The sequence below is a fragment of the Klebsiella sp. PL-2018 genome (assembly GCF_019048985.1).
GTDB classification, from domain to species: Bacteria; Pseudomonadota; Gammaproteobacteria; order Enterobacterales; family Enterobacteriaceae; genus Klebsiella; species Klebsiella michiganensis.
The window spans coordinates 3,737,048-3,756,422 of sequence record NZ_CP077673.1 but is presented as its reverse complement, the minus strand read 5'-3'; the positions used below and the strand labels follow the sequence as shown (position 1 = coordinate 3,756,422).

Below are 19,375 nucleotides of genomic sequence, written 5' to 3'. Positions count from 1 at the left end.
GTGCAAAATACCGCTAAACCCGTTATAGCCCCGATCCTCCCGGTAGCCGCCGGGGTTGGTATCGCTGACGAAAATGGCGGCGATATGCCTGGCGTTTTTGAACCCAGTTTGGTCGGCACCCGCTTTGTCATTCAGTATATGACGAATTGCCATAACGATGAGATCTTCGTCCCTGGCTTTGTCTTCAGGGTTGCGGGCAGAAACAAAAGGAACGCCCCAAGCTTTCGCCTCAAAATCATTAATGGTGTTTTAGTCTCCTCAATTTTCAGCCGTTTTTTGATGAGCTCACAACAAAAATGAAAGCCCCGCGCTGGCGATGTACTACCTGAAGAGTGAAGTTTATTGACGCGGTATAGCTCAAAGTATGATGCAGTCTGACCGGCATCCTGTCGACATCATAGGTGGGCTGAAAAACGGGGCACTTTACTGTCAGCGCTTTTGCGACAGGCAGGTCCTGGTGTCCTCAATGCTGGCTAGTACGCTTACCCACCGCTGGCCCAAAGGCGAAAGATTGATTGCTGAAGCGTTAGATGTTGCGCCTAAGAGCATCTGGCCTTCGCGCTATCGCTGATGTCCTTCCGGCGCAGCCCCGATACGGAAGCTGCGCCGCATTTTGTTTATCCGATCCGTCATAATCCTTTGAACCGCAAAAACAGTTTTCTATTATCGACTTTCTTACCACGAACTAAGCTAGCTCCCGCCTGCACGAAAGGCTTCATGACCTGAAAGAAGCGCCTGATGTATCTGGATGGTTGTCGTTTTACCGGCAACGTTGACTATGAAAACTGCTGGCTCTGTCCTTCGATGGATAACGGCTTTCTTCACGCTTTATTACGAAAAGGAAATCACCATGAACCTGATGAATAATTGTGCATATCCTGACATGGATGTTATATTAAAATATAATATTCGGAGGTGCTCTATGTATACCACTCGCCTGAAAAAGGTCGGCGGATCCATCATGCTGGCGGTTCCTCCCGCCGTGCTTAAAACGCTGGAGCTATCTACGGACAGCGAAGTCGGCATGACCATTAACAATGGATGCCTGATTATCGAACCCCAGAAACGACCTCATTATTCGCTGGAGGAGCTGCTGGCGCAGTGCGATCCGCACGCTGAAATGAACGAAGAGGAGCGGGAATGGGTTGATGCGCCTGCGGTAGGCAAGGAGATCCTGTAAATGGACAGAGGGGAAATCTGGCTTGTTTCACTGGATCCGATTGCTGGCCACGAGCAAAGTGGAAAACGTCCGGTACTTATCGTATCGAAGGCATCGTTTAACAAGCTGACCCGGCTACCGGTCGTGGTTCCCGTCACCAGCGGCGGAAACTTTGCACGTACAGCAGGCTTCACGGTTTCACTGGAAGAGGCGGGGACCAAAACAACAGGCGTTATTCGCTGCGACCAGCCCAGAACTATCGATATGGCGGCCCGGAACGGCAAGCGTCTGGAACGCATACCTGACGCCGTTGTCAATGAAGTGCTTGCCAGGCTGGATGCGATTCTCAGTTAACGTCAGCGACGCAAAAAAGCAAAAAGCCTGCTCGAAAGCAGGCTTTTTAAATGTGGCTCCTCTGACTGGACTCGAACTTCATCTATATCTCCTGTTATTAGTGGTTTTGTTGAAGTGATATGATTTTTTACCATCATATTTACCAACATTTTTAATCTCGTATCGATATAATGTCAATTATATTCAATTGGTTATGACAACACACTTTGCTGAACTTCACTGAACTATCTTGAAATTTGGACTGGTTGTTCCGCTGCTTTCCCTGCTCTATTGAATAGATTACTGCCACCAAATCCGATATGTTTACTCATAACATATCAAAGAGATAAGTAAAGCCAGAAGGATATCTCATGACCAAAGCAGAGATCGCGAGCGCTGTTAATGAATGGTTCAACATTGAAAATTACAGCGTCCTGCAAAATTTGACAGTGGAACAGCTTTTCCAAGAGATAGAAAACAGGATTGTCGCCTATCGTATGGAACAAAACCGGGCTGAGTTGTCTCCTGAAAATCTTCGCAGGCATCAGAAATATTACGAAGAGCTGATTGAAGGCAAGGTCGTGTTTGGTGATGTTTTCGGGGGGCCAGAAAAAAGACTGTCTTCCAGCTATGCCATCAAGCCTGTCACACACCAAGGGCTGTGGGAGGTGGCGGGTTATGTTGCTGCTTTCGATAAATACGTAAACCCGGAAGGAAAACCCCTACCACATATGGAAGTCTCGCACTATCTGAAGGAAGCCGGGGTAAACAACGAAGGGCTGATGCTGGTTCAAATTAATCTGGCAGAAACGTCATCCGAAGAAATCATCAATCACCTGAAAGTCATGGTTCCTGAGTGGAAACAGCAGCTTCAGGCTCCTGAGCCTCCAGCCAGAGATTTTCGCTTTGGGGTCAGCAACCTTAAAAAAATACTCGATTACAACATTATCCCAATCATGGACCTGCTGTTCTGGGCGCAGGATGAAGAGGTCAGGATTGGTATGCCACAACTGACCAGCTTTTTATACCCTGATGAGTTTAAAGACGGTATCCGTGATGTAGATAAGGTGAAATCAACAGATCATCCTCTGGCAGTTAAGTATCTGACAAACCTTGCTCACTATCGCTCTTTTGTCGATTTTACATATAGATACGACGACAGAAGACACTGGAATATTCGAGATCTGATCAGAGAGGAACTTGGTAAGGATGAGCAATCCGATCAGGACTGATCTTCCAAAAGGCGGTGTTTTGCGCAATGTAAATATCGCCTATATTCACTAAGGCTGAACATACCCTATTTTTCCCCATTCCAAAAATCTGCGTAAAAAACTTCTTCTCGAACGTCCCTCTTAAATCACAAGAAAAACCCATACAATTATCTCATCGAACAACACAGGAGATAAATATGGTTCAAATCAAAACAGATAAACATCCCAAGCTTATTCGTTTACCTGAGGTAATGAACAGAACTGGATTCGGGAAAACATGGATATATGAGCTTATTAAAGCGGGCTGCTTTCCCTCACAGATAAAAACAGGTGTAAGAGCAATCGCCTTTATTGAAAGTGAGGTGGATGCGTGGATTGAACGAGCTATTCAGGCATCACGAAAACAAGCAGTTTAACAAATATTATCCATATAATGATCTAAGGAGGTTTTATGTAAACATAAGAAAATAAAACTGTTGTAAATAATATCCCTTACCAAAATCATACAGATTTCTGTAGGGGGACGTTCACTTAAAAATAAAGAAGGAAATAAAAATGAGCAAAGCAATAACAGAAGTCCACGAAATCAAAGTTTACAATGAATCTACCAGATTATTCCTTGTGAAGTCATTTTATTGCTATGAGCTTTATATCAGTAATATGCAGGAATACATGGGCGATAGATTTGTTAAAATGGTTGAAGACAGAATATATATGGATGATGTTTTTGACAAGGTAATAGAAAATAGTAAGGAAGGATTTAATAAGTTTCTTAAGGAGTGTAAAAGCTCAGGCTCTCTCAGAGATGTTTTATTCGATGAGGTCAAAGTGAATCTGAGACATATGCACAACGTTATTTTTAACTCAAACTAATGGTCATGTGGTCAATATATGGCCCCGCAAGGGGCTAATAATCAACTCAATAAAGGAACATTTAAATGAATGATAATATTGCAATATCAGTAAGTCTGCTATGTGAGCAAACGCCTGAAATATTCTGCACCATCCAAGCAAGCGTCAGTACGTTCATTGCGCTATGTGGGTATTCAGCAGAGGAAGTAATGGATGATGAAAACCTTACAGACGCACTGAACAGGTATGTTAATAACGAGCTTGTCAGTGAAATGGATTTAAGATACGGATCAGTGAACATTAATCTGGTTTATAAAAAGTAGTTATCTCTTTATCCCTATTCCGGGGCTAAATAAAATAAGTCAAACAAATATGTAAAAATGAGGATTAATTATGTCTAAAGAAACTGTAGTAACAAATAAGTCTACACAGCTGTTCCTTGATCTTGCTATAAGATCATTGGAGGCAAGCTGGAAGCTTTTTCAGGAAGTGAATGGAGATGGAGACGCTAATGACTATCTTGATGATCCTGATTTCATGAGTCCATTTATTATGAACATCATTGACCATATTCAGAATAACTTTGAGAGATTTACAACCCAAGAAGGTGATAGTGGGAGTATTAATGAAGTTAACTTCGAGCAGATTGCTGTTGTGTTGGTGTGCCATTCAGAACGATTCAGGAAATGAGTTCTAAAAGTTGCCCCGCAAGGGGCTAACTAAAAAACAGTAAATAAAAACAGGAGCCAAAAATGATTGATGAATTTCATGTAATGTATATGTATAAAAAAATCCAATCAGAAGCTGCTACTACCGACATCAAAACACTGGAACAGTTTTTGAAGAAGTTCCGCAAAGTTGTTGCGGAGCGTCGGGAAGAATACTATCAGGAGATTGGTGAGAAGAAGGCACAAAAGCTAAGGGCAGAAAGATTACAACGGTTGCTTAAGAAAATGGAGCGTGATCGTGTATCATCACATGAGTTATAAAATAAAACCACCATATTGGTAATAAACTGCCAGTATGGTAGTTTTATTCTAGATAGAAAATTTTCGGCGCTTTGTTGCTGATGCATTAAAATCAGAAGATATATCTGAAAGTTGCTCAAGACTTTGCTCAACAGAACGCTGGAACTCAATAGCAGCTTCTGTGCGCTGTTTTATGACCAGAGCGACGAGTTCATCAGGGCTTTTCTCAAGTAATGACTTTCGGTAGATAATGGACTCCTGTACTTTTTCAAGCTTTCTTGACGCAAGGGCTGATGCGTGACTGACAGGGTTGAGTTCTTCAATAAATTTCTCGAGCAACGATTTTTTCTTCCTGTCTAATCTCAGAAGTTCGGTATGCGCCGATTTAAATTTCTTGGCTTCACTCAACGGTGAACCATCGGTTCTTATCCTGCGATATTCCTCCCTGTATTCAGACATCGTTGGATATTTTTTTAATGCTTTGATGGTGTTCAGATACTGAATTAAATCATCGTTGTCTAATTTTACTTTCCTCATATATACCTCGTAAATAAAATAGTGAATATATTTATATTACGAGATATAGTGTAAGTGTCAAATTACAGCATGGCGTTTAAATAATGTCTATGGCTATTCTGCTTGTTCAAATAAGTATTCAGGAGTCTCATCAGGGCGCTGTAGTTTCAAATCCCCATTATTCATAGATGGTTCACTATTGCTGTCCATATCATTACTTTCATCAGTTTCTGATCTGAAAGTATAAACGTTATCAAATCTTTCTTTATCATCAACAACAAATCCCTGTGCTTTTTTGACATTAGGTCGTTGTTTGGCATTTATAGAATGAGCTTGTCCTTTGAGGAATATGTTAGAGTTCATAAATAGATCTCCATCTTTATCAATGATAATCCCTTTCTTTTTGAGTTTTTTAAAGACAAGAGACATGTTTGACTTTTTAATGTCCAAGTCGCGGCATAGTTTTGCCTGTGAGATATGAAAGCAGTTTCCAAACTCCATGATATTTAATATCCTTGCGATAACTTTCAGTTCATTCTTTGAAATATCAAGTTCTGCGAGTTGCTGGAAGTTTTTCGTAAACATATGAACATAATCAACATCTTTCTTTATAGATTTAATATTTTCCTTTCTTGAATAGATGTTGGTCGTATCTTTATGTGTGCTGTGATAATACTCAAATATTAACACCTTTTGTTCACTGGTGAAATGATGGTCATCAATATACTGTGTTAGCTGGAAGGGTGATAAATCACTGAGGGCGTTAAAATCGATCTGTGTCATTGTATTTTTCCTTTTATTGTTTTTTATTAATACATAACAGATTAAACACTATCGTCAATAACAAAGTCAAAAATCAGTGGAAAAAGTTATAAAATAGTGGAAAGCTATCCATTGAGTATGATGGATAAAAAGCTTATTACTTTCTGGCTGGAGTAAGTTTACTTAGAGTGGAGTGTCCGCCAGTTATTGAATAATAGTTTTAGTGCGGAACTATAGTTATAGTTTTTGCTAACTATGGTTATAGTAAACTATAATCCGAGTTATAGATATCGATAACCATAGTTATAGGAACCTATAACCTTTTTTCTGTAATATATTGTTTTATATGAGAAATAACAGCTGTAATATAGTAATAATTTTAATATAGTAAAAGGGAATGTGTGCCTGTTGAATGGCACCTGCTGTTTTATGAATGGCGTTGGAGGTTTTCAGCAATGAAGGATGAATTGTATTGAAATATTTCTTAATTGATCTGTCCAGAAACGTTTTGCGATGAAGTTTATTTGTTCCTTATGAAAATGGCACCCATGGTGTAATCTGTTTATTTTTCTTATTCTGTTATTACAGCGGAGTGATTGTTTTCTACAATCACGAATCGCTGCTTTTATTGTGAGAGATTAATTAATTTGCCTTTTACTTTATGTGCGTCTTCGACGCGATCTTTTTTGGATAAATCCATCACTAACAGGCATGAACCCTGCTCCAGCAATGTGATTGTCTTGAACAATCACTAAGTGCTGCTTTTATAAATATAGTTTTCCTATACGATCTAGAGAGAATTTTATATTTTATCACGGTAATGCTATGTTCAAAAATAGGATCATTTTTTTATAACTGAATGATAAAACGATCTAAAACCGATCTTTTACGCCTTTACTAGAAATATTGAACTACTTTATCAAGAAAAAATATATTAATGTCAGAGTCAGGGCGTAGCCGTGCGTCAGCACATGAGCTTCAGCTCATAGATGGTGGATATTATCAAAAAAGGATTTTAATCAAACAGAGAGGAATGCTTTACAATAAAAATATAAATTTCACTCATAAGTACCTTATCATTTTTAATGTTGCAACCCTGTGTGGCGATCATAAAAATCGCCCGGTTTCTTTTAATCCTCTTAAGTATTATCTCTTACTTCTTGCAAAATTAAATTAAGAAAAAATCGGCCTGTAGCCCTTGCGGTATAAGACTTATGACGAAAATACGTGACTGACTGTATGGTCAGTGCTCCTGACTCTGTGGTCAGTATTCCTGACTGCACGGTGAGCTTTCCTGACTCTGTAGTCAGTTTCTATGTCATTTTATAAACTAAAAATGACTGTGTTTTAAATTCTAGTCACTGGAATACTTGCGATTTCTAAAATATTTTCGCAAAAAAATATGCAAAAAACTTGATATCTATTTTGTGCATGGTATTTAATTAAAGATAAAATGATAAGAGGTAATAACGTGATGAATGAAATAGAAGTTGATTTAGATTTAGGCTTAAACCCTTTTTGCTTTGAGACAGAAATAAAGATTGAAACAAGAAAGAAAAATCTAACTGTTTCAAGAGGCACAGAACTTATCGAAAAGAAAGATACAGGTAAAAGCTACTTCGCCAATATCGTGCATACGCAAGAGGTCGATAAAGAAGAGTTCATTAAACTCTATACCTCTCAGATAAAAGCATACTTTGATCTCACGAAAACAGCATACAAAGTGTTTTTCATATTTTTACGAATATATCAGGATGCGATAGGCAAAGATCATTTCTACCTGAGCTGTAAAAAAGCAATGTCTCTTGCGGAAAAGATAGATCACTTTGTCTTGTCTGAATCTATCTTTTACAGAGGGATCAAAGAACTCATCGAGAAACGTATTATTGCTAAAACCAATGAGAAAAACTGGTATTTCATAAACCCTGCTATTGTCTTCAATGGTGATCGTGCTCGCTTTGTTTCAGAGATTATAAAAAAGAAAGAAGCAATGGAAGAACAACCCGAAAGCACAGTTGTCAATGGCGGCGGCAATAGCAAACTTAAAGATAAAAACAGGTCAATTGAAGCAGTTATGCAAGAAGTTAATAACCAAGAAGATATAGATTTGTTAATCGCAAGATTGCAGGCTAAAAAGTCTCAAGGGTTAGCGAAGAGTGAAAGTATAAATGGAATCCCTTCTGTAGAGAACACAAGTCTTGTGCCACCAGAAGAACCGTTAGATTGGGATAATATTTAGTGATCCATTAACGCGACTTCTCTGGACTTTTTATACACATATATTTATATTTTAAATGTTGGGATGTGGAAGGTTAAAGCCTTATTAAATTAAAAGAAGCCAGATAAACTGGCCTCTTCAGAGTATTGTAATAAATTTTTCGGAGTAATCATTTATTTACTTTTAAACAGTAATCAAAAATAAAGTCATTGTCAAATTAAATTATCGTTCTCTTGATTAATTCTATTTTATTTAATATATATTAATAAGGCATTGTATTTTTATTTAATCAGAAGAAGAAAATATGGTGAATAAAATGTAATAAATCAAAGGAGTATCAAATGAAAAAACTTAATAAAAAGAAATGGCGAACAAATGTCTGTGTACGCATTTTTAAAATAATCCTTCCCGCAACAATATTAATTTCAGCAACCACGGCTAACGCAGCAGTCTGTAGCCCGGATGTCAGCTCATCATTAAAACAAGCGCAATATAACGCCATGAAGCAGGATGCGGCTCAGTTAGAGCCGGTAGCGAAGAATTTCATGGATAACATCAATCAGTCACTTGAGACGATTGGTTGTACGGACGCTTGGCCTGTGGGTAACCTCGGCATCAGCCTGCCATCTGTGGATTCAATAATTAAAAAAACGAAGGAAGCAGCAATAAGTAAAGCCTGTTCGATTGCGAGGGAAAAAGTAAGTCAACTGACCGGAAGTATATCCGAAAGCATTTCTATTGATATGCCCGTGATTGGGAATATCGCAAATGGAAGTGTTTCTACAGGAACTGGCTCTTCATCAGGATCGGGAGCAACAGTCAACGGAAACGATGTCTGGAGCAGCATCAGTAATTCAATGAAGTAAGAGGCAAAGGAATGTAATGATGATAAATATAAAGAAAAAAGAAGTATCGATATTATTAGTAATATTAGCTTGCCTGTTATTAACTCAGTCAGCTTATGCCGCAGATTTATTTACCGTCCCGGAGACAGACAAATCAAAGCTGTGGTTTCTGGATATCTTATTCCCGGACAATTTAGCGGAAAGTCCCTTAGCCAGCACAATGACAATCCTTAACAGCGCCGTTTTGCTGATTGGTGGTATTTTAGCTGCCTACACGCTGATTGCCGGAACCATGTCAACGGCACATGACGGAGAAATGCTGGGTAAGAAATGGTCTTCCATGTGGTTGCCCGTAAGAACTGCATTAGGCACGGCAATGATACTCCCGGCAGCAGGTGGTTTCTGTGCCGCTCAGGTTATGGTGCTGTGGATGATTAATCAGGGAGTAGGTCTGGCGGATACCGTCTGGAATACTTACGCCTCTAACCCCTCAGATGGAGCAGTTATCACAACATCAGCGTCTTATCAGGAACTTGACCGTATAGCGAAAACTGCGTTTATCAATAACGTCTGTATGTTGAAGGCGGGTGAATTATGGAAGAAATCAGCAGCAGCCGATCCCTTCCCGCACGTCACGCCTGCGTTTGAAATGACGCCGGAGAAAGGTGCCTATTTATACACATACAGTTATGGGGCCAGCAATGCCGGTAATGATATGAATAAAAATTTACTGGTATCCAAGGCTGCATGTGGAAGCATCACGCTTACAGACCCCAAGGCCAAAGCTTCTTATGATGAACAGGCTAAAGCTCAGGCTACCATTGCTGCTGGCGGCATGTATATGGCTTATATGCCACAGGATATAAAGACGAATATTTCAGATGTTATTGAGGCACACAATGCCGCATTCATCGGTCTTGATAACAGTATGAAAACGCTGGCTGAACAGTATGTGGCCGATAATAATATTGATATTCAGACCGGAATAAACAGCGCAACAGCCTCATATGTATCCATTATTGATACTGCAGTACGAACAGTTTTCTCCACTGGCGACCAGTGGGATGATTTCAAAGAGAATGTCCAGAAAGACGGATGGTTTATGGCTGGCGCATGGAGTATGAAACTGATCCGTGTGCAGGATGCGATTAATGGAGCAGCTCATAATCTTCCTGTAGCTGGGCAAGCGACAATGGAATACGGCGATATATTCGATAACAGTCTGAACGCAATTATGGCAAAAGTAGCTCAGGATATGGCGAAATCGACGACAGCTTCAAGATATGCGAATGGTATTGATGCGCAAAGCCGAACAGAAGCCAATACCAGTGGTAAAAGTGGCGCAGGTCCTGGTAATGGTGCCAACTTACTGATTTAGTGTATGATGGTGTTTTTGAGGTGCTCCAGTGGCTTCTGTTTCTATCAGCTGTCCCTCCTGTTCAGCTACTGAAGGCGTGGTGCGTAACGGTAAAAGCACTGCCGGACATCAGCGCTATCTCTGCTCTCACTGCCGTAAAACATGGCAGCTACAGTTCACTTACACCGCCTCTCAGCCCGGTACACACCAGAAAATTATTGATATGGCCATGAATGGCGTCGGATGTCGCGCCAGTGCACGCATTATGGGCGTTGGCCTCAACACGATTTTACGACACTTAAAAAACTCAGGCCGCAGTCGGTAAACTCACGCATACAACCGGGCAGTGACGTCATTGTTTGCGCGGAAATGGACGAACAGTGGGGTTACGTCGGCGCTAAATCACGCCAGCGCTGGTTGTTTTACGCGTATGACAGGATACGGAGGACGGTTGTGGCGCACGTATTCGGTGAACGCACGTTGGCCACGCTGGAGCGTCTTCTTGGCCTGCTGTCGGCCTTTGAGGTCGTGGTATGGATGACGGATGGCTGGCCGCTTTATGAATCACGCCTGAAGGGAGAACTGCACGTTATCAGCAAGCGATATACGCAGCGCATTGAGCGGCATAACCTGAATCTGAGGCAGCATCTGGCAAGGCTGGGCAGGAAGTCACTGTCGTTCTCAAAATCGGTGGAGCTGCATGACAAAGTCATCGGGCATTATCTGAACATAAAACACTATCAGTAAGTTGGAGTCATTACCTGCTTGGCGTGGTCGATGTTTCGCTGCTTAGCGGTAATAACTTTGACTTTACTGTCGCGAGTGGAACGACTCAGGATGTGGCACTGGATATTTCCGGCGGCACCACGCTGAGCTCGGCGGCGCTGATTAATACGCTACTGCTGCTGCTGGGTGGAACGAATACCTTCCAGGCCGATCTCGCGGTGGTGAATACGGTGACCGGAGAAGTGGTTGCGCTGGCGTCGAATGCGGTGACTATTACAGCGGGAGGCGTCAGCCTGGATTACAGCGGTAGCGCCAGCTTCAGCGACCTGCCGGAGGGGAACTATACGGTAGTGATTTCGTCGCCAACGAATACCGGGCTGCTGCCGACGCTGGTGAATTTCCTGGCGAATCTCAGCGTAGCGACCGCGGTGGATGTGGCGGTAACCGACTCCGTAGGATACGAGTCCGCGATTATCAGCGGTAACGTACTGCAGACGGACGCGGGTGGGGACGTTGGCGATACCGGTACGGATATTACTGTGACCAGCATCATTGCGACCTCGGTTCCGGGGGCAACGGCGGAACCGGTTAGCTCGGGGGGGACGATCGTTGAGGGCGCCTACGGTACGCTGGTGATCTATGCCGATGGTTCTTACACCTATCACGCGACCGGAGACGCTGACTCTGTCGGTCAAACGGAGGTCTTTACCTACACCATTACGGATGCGGATGGCGATACGGCAACGACGACGCTGACCATTAATATTGGCCTGGCCGATGATACGGATAGCGATGCTGATTCCGACTCCGACAGTGATTCCGATTCGGACAGCGACTCTGACTCCGACAGTGATTCGGATTCTGACAGTGACTCGGATTCTGACAGTGACTCGGATTCTGACAGTGACTCGGATTCTGACAGTGACTCGGATTCTGACAGTGACTCGGATTCTGACAGTGACTCGGATTCCGACAGCGACTCCGATTCTGACAGTGATTCCGACTCCGACAGTGATTCGGATTCCGACAGCGACTCTGACTCCGACAGTGACTCAGATTCTGACAGTGACTCTGACTCCGACAGTGACTCAGATTCTGACAGTGACTCGGATTCCGACAGCGATTCGGACTCTGACAGTGATTCCGACTCCGACAGCGACTCGGACTCTGACAGTGATTCCGACTCCGACAGCGACTCGGACTCCGACAGCGACTCCGACTCCGACAGTGATTCGGATTCCGACAGCGACTCTGACTCCGACAGTGATTCGGACTCAGACAGCGACTCCGATTCCGACAGCGACTCCGATTCCGACAGCGACTCGGATTCTGACAGCGACTCGGATTCTGACAGCGACTCAGATTCTGACAGTGACTCTGACTCGGATTCAGACAGCGATTCGGATTCTGATAGCGACTCCGACAGCGACTCGGACTCCGACAGCGATTCTGATTCGGACAGCGATTCCGATTCTGACAGTGATTCCGATTCTGACTCTGACAGTGACTCGGACTCTGACAGCGACTCGGATTCCGACAGCGATATGTAGTGGCACACTGAATTTGGCCACCTGAGTAGAGGTGATATGCTCACCTCAACATCTTACAGGTGAACCAATGAGCAAAATATTTACTGCTGAATTTAAAGCCGAAGCGGCAAAACTGGTTCTTGATCAGAACTACACTCACGGTGAAGCGGCTAAAGCGATGAACGTCAGCCTCTCCGCCATCAACCGCTGGGTTAAATCGTTACGTATGGAGCGCCAGGGGAAAACGCCCCCGGGGCTGCCTCTGACGCCTGAGCAGACGGAACTCAGGGAAATGAGAAAACAAATACAACGCCTTGAAATGGAAAATGAAATCCTAAAAAAGGCTACCGCGCTCTTGATGTCGGACTCCCTGAAAAGTTCACGATAATCGACAGTCTGAGGGCGCACTACCCGGTAGCGCCATTGTGCCGGCTGTTCGGTGTTCACCGAAGCAGTTATCGTTACATTCGTAAAAATGGCAGGGATTCTGACGCTGAGCGGGCCGTCAAACGGAGTCTCGTCAGTGAAGTCTGGAATGCCAGTGGTGGCTCTGCTGGCGCGAGAAGTATCGCCACGATGGTCAGCGGCCGGGGCGTCAGACTCGGGCGATGGCTTGCAGGTAAGCTGATGAAAGAGCTGGATATCGCCAGTTGTCAGGCCCCGGCGCATAAATACAAACGCGGCGGGAACGAACACGTTGAAATACCTAACCATCTCGACCGGCAGTTCGCGGTAACAGCGCCGGATCAGATCTGGTGCGGCGATGTGACCTATATCTGGACGGGAAAATGCTGGGCTTATCTGGCCGCCGTGCTGGATCTGTTCGCCCGTAAACCTGTGGGCTGGGCGATGTCGACGTCGCCGGACTCGGCCCTCACGGTCAAAGCGTTGCAGATGGCCTGGGAGCATCGGGGGAAGCCAACAGGAGTGATGTTCCACAGTGACCAGGGCAGTCACTATACCAGCCGCCAGTACCGGCAGGCTCTGTGGCGCTGTCGAATAAAGCAGAGCATGAGTCGACGCGGTAACTGCTGGGATAATGCCCCTATGGAACGGTTCTTCCGGAGCCTGAAGACCGAATGGGTGCCGACGAAGGGCTATAACAGCTTCAAAGAAGCTCAGAGCGCGATAATCCGCTACATCACGGGCTATTACAGTGCCATCCGGCCCCACTGGTATAACGGTGGGTTAACGCCAAATGAATCAGAGCGGCTGTTCCACGAACAGTCAGGTCGTGTGGCCAAAATTAGTTGACCACTACAATATCGAGGCCATCCCCGATAGCAACAGCCCGGACGTTGTCGCGCTGGAAGGTAACCTGAACAACGTCAGCGGTACCAGCGGTCAACTGGTTGGCCTGACGTTACTCAGCACCGTCGATGTCTCGCTGCTGTCGGGCAATAATCTGCGCTTTAGCGTGGGTTCCGGAACCGTTGAGGATATGACGGTATCGGTGAACGGCAACTCGCTGCTGACGGCGAGCGGATTGCTGACCACTATCGTCAACCTGCTGGGAGCAGGAAATACCCTGACGGCCGATCTGTCGGTGGTGAATACGGCCACCGGCGAAGTCGTGGCGATTGCGGAAAACAGCGTCTCTATCTCGGCGAGCCTGCTTGGCGGGCTCTCCTATAACGGCACGGTCTCCTTCGCCAATCTGCCGGCGGGCGACTACACCATGGTTATCTCTGCGCCGGAAAGTAACGGCCCCCTGGTATCGTTGATCAACGCGCTGGCGGCGGCCCAGGTGGCAAGCTTCGTCAACGTGGACGTGACGGATTCCGTTGGCTACAGCGTCGGCGCCATTGAAGGTAACGTGCTGGATACCACAGCCAGCGGCGATATGCAGGATAGCGGTCAGGGCATCTCGGTCACCAGCGCGGTATCGGACTCCGTCGACGGATCGACCCCGGTTAACGTGACCAGCGCTGGCGTCAATATCACCGGGGCTTATGGGGTACTGACGATTCACTCTGATGGCAGCTATAGCTACCAGTTGACCAAAGGCGGGGCCGCTATCGGTCAATCGGATGTCTTTAGCTATACCATTACCGATGAAGCGGGCAATACCTCGACGACTAACCTGACGATTAATATCGGCGGCAACATCGAACCGGCGCAGGCCAATCCGGATGCTCAGGAAACGGATCTGACCGCGACGTTCGATACCCTCAACGGAGAAAGCGGTACCGTTGGCCAACTTGTCGGCGTCTCGTTACTTGGTTCCGTCAACGTTGGCTTACTCAACGGCAATAGTTTTGACTTTGACGTCGCCGCGGGGGCAAACGAAAAAGTGCTGCTCGCTGTCTCTGGGACCACCGGCCTGAGCCTGGGCGCGGCCCTGAGCACGTTGCTGAGCCTGCTGGGTGGCGCATCGTCCTTTACGGCGGATCTCTCTATCGTCGATAAGGCGACCGGCGAAGTGGTGCAGGTTCTGACCAACGCCGTCAACATTAATGTTAATGGACTGGGTCTCAGCCTGGGCTATAGCGGCGGCGGCTGGTCCTCAATGTTACCTTCAGGGTCGTACACGGCGGTGGTCTCTTCACCGAATACCGGCGGTCTGTTGGGCGCGCTGCTGGACCTGAACCTGGGCACCTTTGTCAACGTGTCGGTCACCGACTCTGAGGGCTATCACACCGACAGCCTGACGGGGAACGTCCTGCAAAGCGATGGCGACGGCGATGTGGCGGACACCGGGGTAAATATTAAGGTGACGAGCGTCACCGCCACCTCGGTGACCGACGCCGATCCGGTATCGGTCACCAGCAGCGGAACGACGATAGCCGGTGCCTGGGGATCGCTGACCATCCATAGCGACGGTAGCTATACCTATCAGCCGTACGGCGGAGTGAATAGCGTCGGCCAATCGGAGGTCTTTACCTACACCATAACCGACAGTCTGGGCCACACGGCGAGCACGACGCTGACGATCGATATCGACAGCCCGGCTTCGCTGGCGGTGAATGATGTCGTTGCGCTGAACGTGGCAACGGCGCTGGCAACGGTGAATGTTCCGGCGATTGACACCGCGGGGCTGAACACAAGCGGTAAGTCGACAACGGGCGGAGTATCAGCGAGTAAGTCGATTAGCTTTAGCGTGGGGGCCGATCGCGAAATGGATACCCTCTCGGTGAATGTGAACTACACCGCAAGTGGCTCGGTGGTCAATACCGTCAGGATTGACAGCACGGTCAGTATTTATCATGTGCTCGGCGACGGCAGTAAGGTTCTGGTGTGGCAGGGGGTACCGACAGAAAATCTGACCACGATTATCGGCGCAACAGCTAGCGCTACGGATACGCTAACGCTAACGGGTGTGGCATTGAGCGAAGGAAATTACGAGATGGTCCTGGCTTCGAAAGCCACCGCCACTCTGGATTCTTTCTTAACGCCAGCGCCGAATTATACGGTTGGAGCTTCTATCACCGGTACAACGTTCGATACCGCAACGCATTATACGGTGGCAGGAACCAACGTCAGCGGGAATATCCAGAACGGAAACAACTCGGGCGGTACGGAAGATTTCCATGGCGTGCTGTATGCCTCATACACCGTCGCCGGACATACTTCCTCTGGCAGTGCCGAATCCTGGACCTTCAACAGTAATGGCAGTATCACCACCAGCAACGGTAGCGCAGTAACCGGAAGCAGCGTCACAATTTACGGTGACTATGGCACCCTGACGATGGCGAATAATGGTTCTTATACCTACAGTCTGAAGGCAGGGATGGATGTGTCGACAATCACGCACAAGGAGGTCTTCGCCTACACGGTAAACGACAGTAATGGCGTTTCTTCCGCGGCGACGCTGACCATCGATCTGCATCCGCAGATTACCGGCAGCGTGAACGGCGACGATATCCACAGCACCGCTTATGACGATACCTTCACCCTGGGTATCGGGGCCGACACGGTGGTTTACAACCTGCTGGCCGATGACAATACCGGCGGCAACGGCAGCGATACCTGGAAGGATTTCTCGGTTGCGCAAGGGGATCATATCGATGTGTCGGCGCTGCTGGTTGACTGGGATGGGAACAGCAGCAGTTTGGGCAACTATGTGACCCTGAGCTACGTTGGCAATAACACGGTGGTATCCATCGACCGCGACGGCGGGGCCGGTGACCATCAATCAACAACCTTAATTACGCTGGAAGGGGTGCATATCAATTCGCTCAACGAGCTGCTTGATACAAATAACTCCAACTAATCGGCGTTATAGCGAACGGCACACGGAAGTGCCGTCCAGATTATTTATTGCGGAGGAATGAATCGGGCAGCGATCCGGGAGATAGCAGACCGTTATTTAATAAAAATAATGATGCGGAAATTATTATATCCGTTTTTTCAGTGCGTGAATTCTGAAGGGTAAATTTGATGCGTCTATTTAAACAAAAAAGGAATGTCATAACCTGCGGCTATACCGCTCTCTTTATTGCTTTGAATCCGCCGTTTTCAGGTCATGCGGAAAATTCATACTTAATGCCGAATGATATTAGCAGCCAGCGTTTAACCGATAGCCAACAGGTCGCGGGGTACAATGAAGAGATTATTAATAGCCAGACCCGAATATCCGGCCCGCTGGATATTAAAAAAGCGGTAAAAAATGCGGTCAACTGGCATCCGGCGATTACCCAGGAGGTCAGCAAACTCCAGGAAATGGCGCAGAAAGTTGACGTGGCGAAAGCCAAATATTACCCGCAAATTAGGGTAATGACTCCAACTTACTGATAGTGTTTTATGTTCAGATAATGCCCGATGACTTTGTCATGCAGCTCCACCGATTTTGAGAACGACAGTGACTTCCTGCCCAGCCTTGCCAGATGCTGCCTCAGATTCAGGTTATGCCGCTCAATGCGCTGCGTATATCGCTTGCTGATAACGTGCAGTTCTCCCTTCAGGCGTGATTCATAAAGCGGCCAGCCATCCGTCATCCATACCACGACCTCAAAGGCCGACAGCAGGCCAAGAAGACGCTCCAGCGTGGCCAACGTGCGTTCACCGAATACGTGCGCCACAACCGTCCTCCGTATCCTGTCATACGCGTAAAACAACCAGCGCTGGCGTGATTTAGCGCCGACGTAACCCCACTGTTCGTCCATTTCCGCGCAAACAATGACGTCACTGCCCGGTTGTATGCGTGAGTTTACCGACTGCGGCCTGAGTTTTTTAAGTGTCGTAAAATCGTGTTGAGGCCAACGCCCATAATGCGTGCACTGGCGCGACATCCGACGCCATTCATGGCCATATCAATAATTTTCTGGTGTGTACCGGGCTGAGAGGCGGTGTAAGTGAACTGTAGCTGCCATGTTTTACGGCAGTGAGAGCAGAGATAGCGCTGATGTCCGGCAGTGCTTTTACCGTTACGCACCACGCCTTCAGTAGCTGAACAGGAGGGACAGCTGATAGAAACAGAAGCCACTGGAGCACCTCAAAAACACCATCATACACTAAATCAGTAAGTTGGCACCATTACCCACTCTTCAGCTTCGATAATACCCGCATGATGCCGCTGCGGGACAAAAAAGAGTGGTCCATAATATAATTCACAGCAGTGATGTTATTCTTAATTGCATTTGGTTCATCAATAAGTTCGAGCAGATGGGTACGTATAATTTCGTATGCGGAGAGTTGTGATATCGTCATGCAATGGGCATAGACTTTGGCCGAACTATAATCCTGCAGCATCGCCAGCGATTGCCAGAGATGATATTTGACGACCTGCTCATGAAAAAAACGTTGTGGAATCAAAAGTAAGCGCGATGTTTCTTTCGTTTTAACATACAGATGGCGGGTATATGCCAACTGGCAGCTGGCGCCAAAAATAAACGGTGCGCTTTCAGCATTAAGGATCATCCCATCGCTTATGCGGTTTAACGCCACGCTCCCGTCGAATAAAATGAGGCACTGTCTTTCACCATTCCGCGTCAGGCTGATGTTGCGTTTTTTGCTAATGGTGCGGGGCGTATGCTCTTTAGCGATTATCTCAATCAATTTTTCAATATGATCGGTGGGTTTCACGACTTTGCTTAAAATTTCATCGCGGAGCAGCGAGTGATTATTCCTCTTCATTGTTACCCTTTTAAAACAATGAGTTGAAAATATTATTGAATGGATATTGTACGCGTCTAATAATCAATAATATGCTTTCTGTTAGCAACTTATCGAACATTGCCAGGATTATTTTCCTGCTATAAATTACGATTTGTAATCTAAAACCTGTAATTCATATTAGTCAATATAAATTGATTTTTTTTATTGTTTTTTTAAGCCAGGTAGATCTTTTTTTGCGGCTGGTCTTTTTGCGCAAAAAGTCATGTTATTGCGCGTGAGGAATTTCTCGCTTCGTTTTTGATTTTTTAACGCGGTGATAAGCGGAGTGAGTCAGGTAGGTATATGTGTTTATTAACTAAAAAAGCGCGGCGTTTATTTTTTATCCTGTTTGCCGCATGCGCGGCGGCAAGGAGGAGATGAAAATAGCCAACGGGGTTTTAAACCTGGCGGTATCCAGGCGTAAAACCCACAAATGACTAGTTGCGCAATCGCGGCGCCTGCAGCTGCTGGCGAATGGTTCTGGCCAGTTCGTCCAGCGACGGCTGTTCAGGATGTTCGTCGCTGGGCTCGCTGCTCAGCTGCGCTTCTGCGAGATAAGTGTGAATCGGCTGGCCATCATCGTCTTCCATCACCACATGATACCAGGGCGCAAGGCGCAGTTCGTCGTTAGCGGCGATTTCATCCTCTTCCGGCTCCGTGAGCGAGTACTCGGGATCGACATCGACGATCACGCCCAGGTAGCCCAAAAGCGTGTGGCGAACTTGTTGGCCGATACCGAATTTGCTGGCTATCATAAGCACCTCCTGGGAGACATGATTACCTGCTATATGCGGGCCGATTCT

21 protein-coding genes and 2 pseudogenes are annotated in these 19,375 nt (G+C 46.0%); 18 read left to right on the top strand and 5 right to left on the bottom strand.

Annotated features, from left to right (window positions below; all coding sequences use genetic code 11):
- The 10 genes from MKleb_RS17565 to MKleb_RS17520 all read left to right on the top strand — a co-directional run bounded on the left by MKleb_RS17565 (position 1) and on the right by MKleb_RS17520 (position 4,544).
- Positions 1-300: a hypothetical protein gene (locus MKleb_RS17565; RefSeq protein ID WP_162557623.1), complete on the top strand. Its 300-nt coding sequence runs from the start codon at positions 1-3 to the stop codon at positions 298-300.
- 64 nt (positions 301-364) lie between these two features.
- Entirely contained in the window at positions 365-571 is a 207-nt protein-coding gene (locus MKleb_RS17560; RefSeq protein WP_074177945.1) for a helix-turn-helix domain-containing protein, read from the top strand.
- 351 nt (positions 572-922) lie between these two features.
- Positions 923-1,180, top strand: a complete 258-nt coding sequence (locus MKleb_RS17555) for an AbrB/MazE/SpoVT family DNA-binding domain-containing protein (protein ID WP_109240840.1) — start codon at positions 923-925, stop codon at positions 1,178-1,180.
- Positions 1,181-1,513 (top strand): type II toxin-antitoxin system PemK/MazF family toxin, encoded by a 333-nt coding sequence (locus tag MKleb_RS17550; protein ID WP_008804165.1) that lies wholly within the window; start codon positions 1,181-1,183, stop codon positions 1,511-1,513.
- A 350-nt stretch (positions 1,514-1,863) separates the two neighbouring features.
- Positions 1,864-2,724 carry a DUF6387 family protein gene (locus tag MKleb_RS17545; protein WP_217076036.1) on the top strand — a complete coding sequence of 287 codons (861 nt, stop codon included), beginning with the start codon at positions 1,864-1,866 and terminating at the stop codon, positions 2,722-2,724.
- A gap of 176 nt (positions 2,725-2,900) precedes the next feature.
- Positions 2,901-3,119: a helix-turn-helix transcriptional regulator gene (locus MKleb_RS17540; RefSeq protein WP_080893858.1), complete on the top strand. Its 219-nt coding sequence runs from the start codon at positions 2,901-2,903 to the stop codon at positions 3,117-3,119.
- Positions 3,120-3,258: 139 nt separating this feature from the next.
- The gene (locus tag MKleb_RS17535) at positions 3,259-3,576 is read left to right on the top strand and encodes a hypothetical protein (RefSeq protein ID WP_000030115.1); all 318 of its coding nucleotides are present in this window, start codon (positions 3,259-3,261) and stop codon (positions 3,574-3,576) included.
- A 65-nt stretch (positions 3,577-3,641) separates the two neighbouring features.
- Entirely contained in the window at positions 3,642-3,878 is a 237-nt protein-coding gene (locus MKleb_RS17530; protein ID WP_080893859.1) for a hypothetical protein, read from the top strand.
- Between the two features lie 70 nt (positions 3,879-3,948).
- Positions 3,949-4,245: a hypothetical protein gene (locus tag MKleb_RS17525; RefSeq protein WP_000032534.1), complete on the top strand. Its 297-nt coding sequence runs from the start codon at positions 3,949-3,951 to the stop codon at positions 4,243-4,245.
- Between the two features lie 62 nt (positions 4,246-4,307).
- Positions 4,308-4,544, top strand: coding sequence for an H-NS family histone-like protein (locus tag MKleb_RS17520; RefSeq protein WP_217076034.1), 237 nt, complete (start codon positions 4,308-4,310; stop codon positions 4,542-4,544).
- A gap of 48 nt (positions 4,545-4,592) precedes the next feature.
- Here the strand turns inward: MKleb_RS17520 and MKleb_RS17515 are convergent, their stop codons facing one another.
- Entirely contained in the window at positions 4,593-5,060 is a 468-nt protein-coding gene (locus MKleb_RS17515; RefSeq protein ID WP_080893861.1) for a DUF4756 family protein, read from the bottom strand.
- A 93-nt stretch (positions 5,061-5,153) separates the two neighbouring features.
- Positions 5,154-5,822 carry a DNA-binding protein gene (locus tag MKleb_RS17510; RefSeq protein ID WP_217076033.1) on the bottom strand — a complete coding sequence of 223 codons (669 nt, stop codon included), beginning with the start codon at positions 5,820-5,822 and terminating at the stop codon, positions 5,154-5,156.
- 1,453 nt (positions 5,823-7,275) lie between these two features.
- Here MKleb_RS17510 and MKleb_RS17505 point away from each other — a divergent pair.
- From MKleb_RS17505 to MKleb_RS17470, 8 genes and pseudogenes are all read left to right on the top strand, one after another.
- On the top strand, positions 7,276-8,040 hold the full coding sequence (locus MKleb_RS17505) for a hypothetical protein (RefSeq protein WP_217076031.1): 765 nt from the start codon (positions 7,276-7,278) through the stop codon (positions 8,038-8,040).
- 320 nt (positions 8,041-8,360) lie between these two features.
- Positions 8,361-8,885, top strand: a complete 525-nt coding sequence (locus MKleb_RS17500; protein WP_217076030.1) for a hypothetical protein — start codon at positions 8,361-8,363, stop codon at positions 8,883-8,885.
- Positions 8,886-8,901: 16 nt separating this feature from the next.
- Positions 8,902-10,215, top strand: a pseudogene (locus MKleb_RS17495) (DotA/TraY family protein); the annotation flags it as partial.
- Positions 10,216-10,270: 55 nt separating this feature from the next.
- Positions 10,271-10,968 (top strand): IS1 family transposase gene (locus MKleb_RS17490; protein WP_223274117.1). Its coding sequence is split into 2 segments (ribosomal slippage): positions 10,271-10,520 and positions 10,520-10,968, totalling 699 coding nucleotides; the frame shifts between segments, so codons are not numbered across the junction.
- A 92-nt stretch (positions 10,969-11,060) separates the two neighbouring features.
- Complete coding sequence (locus MKleb_RS17485) at positions 11,061-12,497, top strand: hypothetical protein (RefSeq protein ID WP_267460465.1); 1,437 nt, start codon at positions 11,061-11,063, stop codon at positions 12,495-12,497.
- A 67-nt stretch (positions 12,498-12,564) separates the two neighbouring features.
- Positions 12,565-13,730 (top strand): IS3 family transposase gene (locus tag MKleb_RS17480; RefSeq protein ID WP_217076029.1). Its coding sequence is split into 2 segments (ribosomal slippage): positions 12,565-12,820 and positions 12,820-13,730, totalling 1,167 coding nucleotides; the frame shifts between segments, so codons are not numbered across the junction.
- Positions 13,711-16,689: a type I secretion C-terminal target domain-containing protein gene (locus tag MKleb_RS17475; protein ID WP_228740748.1), complete on the top strand. Its 2,979-nt coding sequence runs from the start codon at positions 13,711-13,713 to the stop codon at positions 16,687-16,689. The genes MKleb_RS17480 and MKleb_RS17475 overlap by 20 nt, the downstream gene beginning before the upstream one ends.
- A gap of 167 nt (positions 16,690-16,856) precedes the next feature.
- Positions 16,857-17,186 (top strand): annotated as a pseudogene (locus tag MKleb_RS17470) (transporter); the annotation flags it as partial.
- Between the two features lie 17 nt (positions 17,187-17,203).
- Here the strand turns inward: MKleb_RS17470 and MKleb_RS17465 are convergent.
- From MKleb_RS17465 to hspQ, 3 genes are all read right to left on the bottom strand, one after another.
- Positions 17,204-17,901 (bottom strand): IS1 family transposase gene (locus MKleb_RS17465; protein ID WP_223274117.1). Its coding sequence is split into 2 segments (ribosomal slippage): positions 17,204-17,652 and positions 17,652-17,901, totalling 699 coding nucleotides; the frame shifts between segments, so codons are not numbered across the junction.
- Positions 17,902-17,951: 50 nt separating this feature from the next.
- Positions 17,952-18,551 (bottom strand): helix-turn-helix domain-containing protein, encoded by a 600-nt coding sequence (locus MKleb_RS17460; RefSeq protein WP_228740744.1) that lies wholly within the window; start codon positions 18,549-18,551, stop codon positions 17,952-17,954.
- A gap of 458 nt (positions 18,552-19,009) precedes the next feature.
- A complete protein-coding gene (gene hspQ, locus MKleb_RS17455) occupies positions 19,010-19,327 on the bottom strand; it encodes a heat shock protein HspQ (protein WP_009651933.1) in 318 nt (105 codons plus the stop codon).
- Between the last annotated feature and the right edge of the window lie 48 nt (positions 19,328-19,375).

Coding starts and splice junctions, on each gene's coding strand:
- MKleb_RS17560 (WP_074177945.1), top strand. CDS start 365: ATGATGCAGTCTGACCGGCATCCTGTCGACATCATAGGTGGGCTGAAA.
- MKleb_RS17555 (WP_109240840.1), top strand. CDS start 923: ATGTATACCACTCGCCTGAAAAAGGTCGGCGGATCCATCATGCTGGCG.
- MKleb_RS17550 (WP_008804165.1), top strand. CDS start 1,181: ATGGACAGAGGGGAAATCTGGCTTGTTTCACTGGATCCGATTGCTGGC.
- MKleb_RS17545 (WP_217076036.1), top strand. CDS start 1,864: ATGACCAAAGCAGAGATCGCGAGCGCTGTTAATGAATGGTTCAACATT.
- MKleb_RS17540 (WP_080893858.1), top strand. CDS start 2,901: ATGGTTCAAATCAAAACAGATAAACATCCCAAGCTTATTCGTTTACCT.
- MKleb_RS17535 (WP_000030115.1), top strand. CDS start 3,259: ATGAGCAAAGCAATAACAGAAGTCCACGAAATCAAAGTTTACAATGAA.
- MKleb_RS17530 (WP_080893859.1), top strand. CDS start 3,642: ATGAATGATAATATTGCAATATCAGTAAGTCTGCTATGTGAGCAAACG.
- MKleb_RS17525 (WP_000032534.1), top strand. CDS start 3,949: ATGTCTAAAGAAACTGTAGTAACAAATAAGTCTACACAGCTGTTCCTT.
- MKleb_RS17520 (WP_217076034.1), top strand. CDS start 4,308: ATGATTGATGAATTTCATGTAATGTATATGTATAAAAAAATCCAATCA.
- MKleb_RS17515 (WP_080893861.1), bottom strand. CDS start 5,060: ATGAGGAAAGTAAAATTAGACAACGATGATTTAATTCAGTATCTGAAC.
- MKleb_RS17510 (WP_217076033.1), bottom strand. CDS start 5,822: ATGACACAGATCGATTTTAACGCCCTCAGTGATTTATCACCCTTCCAG.
- MKleb_RS17505 (WP_217076031.1), top strand. CDS start 7,276: ATGAATGAAATAGAAGTTGATTTAGATTTAGGCTTAAACCCTTTTTGC.
- MKleb_RS17500 (WP_217076030.1), top strand. CDS start 8,361: ATGAAAAAACTTAATAAAAAGAAATGGCGAACAAATGTCTGTGTACGC.
- MKleb_RS17460 (WP_228740744.1), bottom strand. CDS start 18,551: ATGAAGAGGAATAATCACTCGCTGCTCCGCGATGAAATTTTAAGCAAA.
- hspQ (WP_009651933.1), bottom strand. CDS start 19,327: ATGATAGCCAGCAAATTCGGTATCGGCCAACAAGTTCGCCACACGCTT.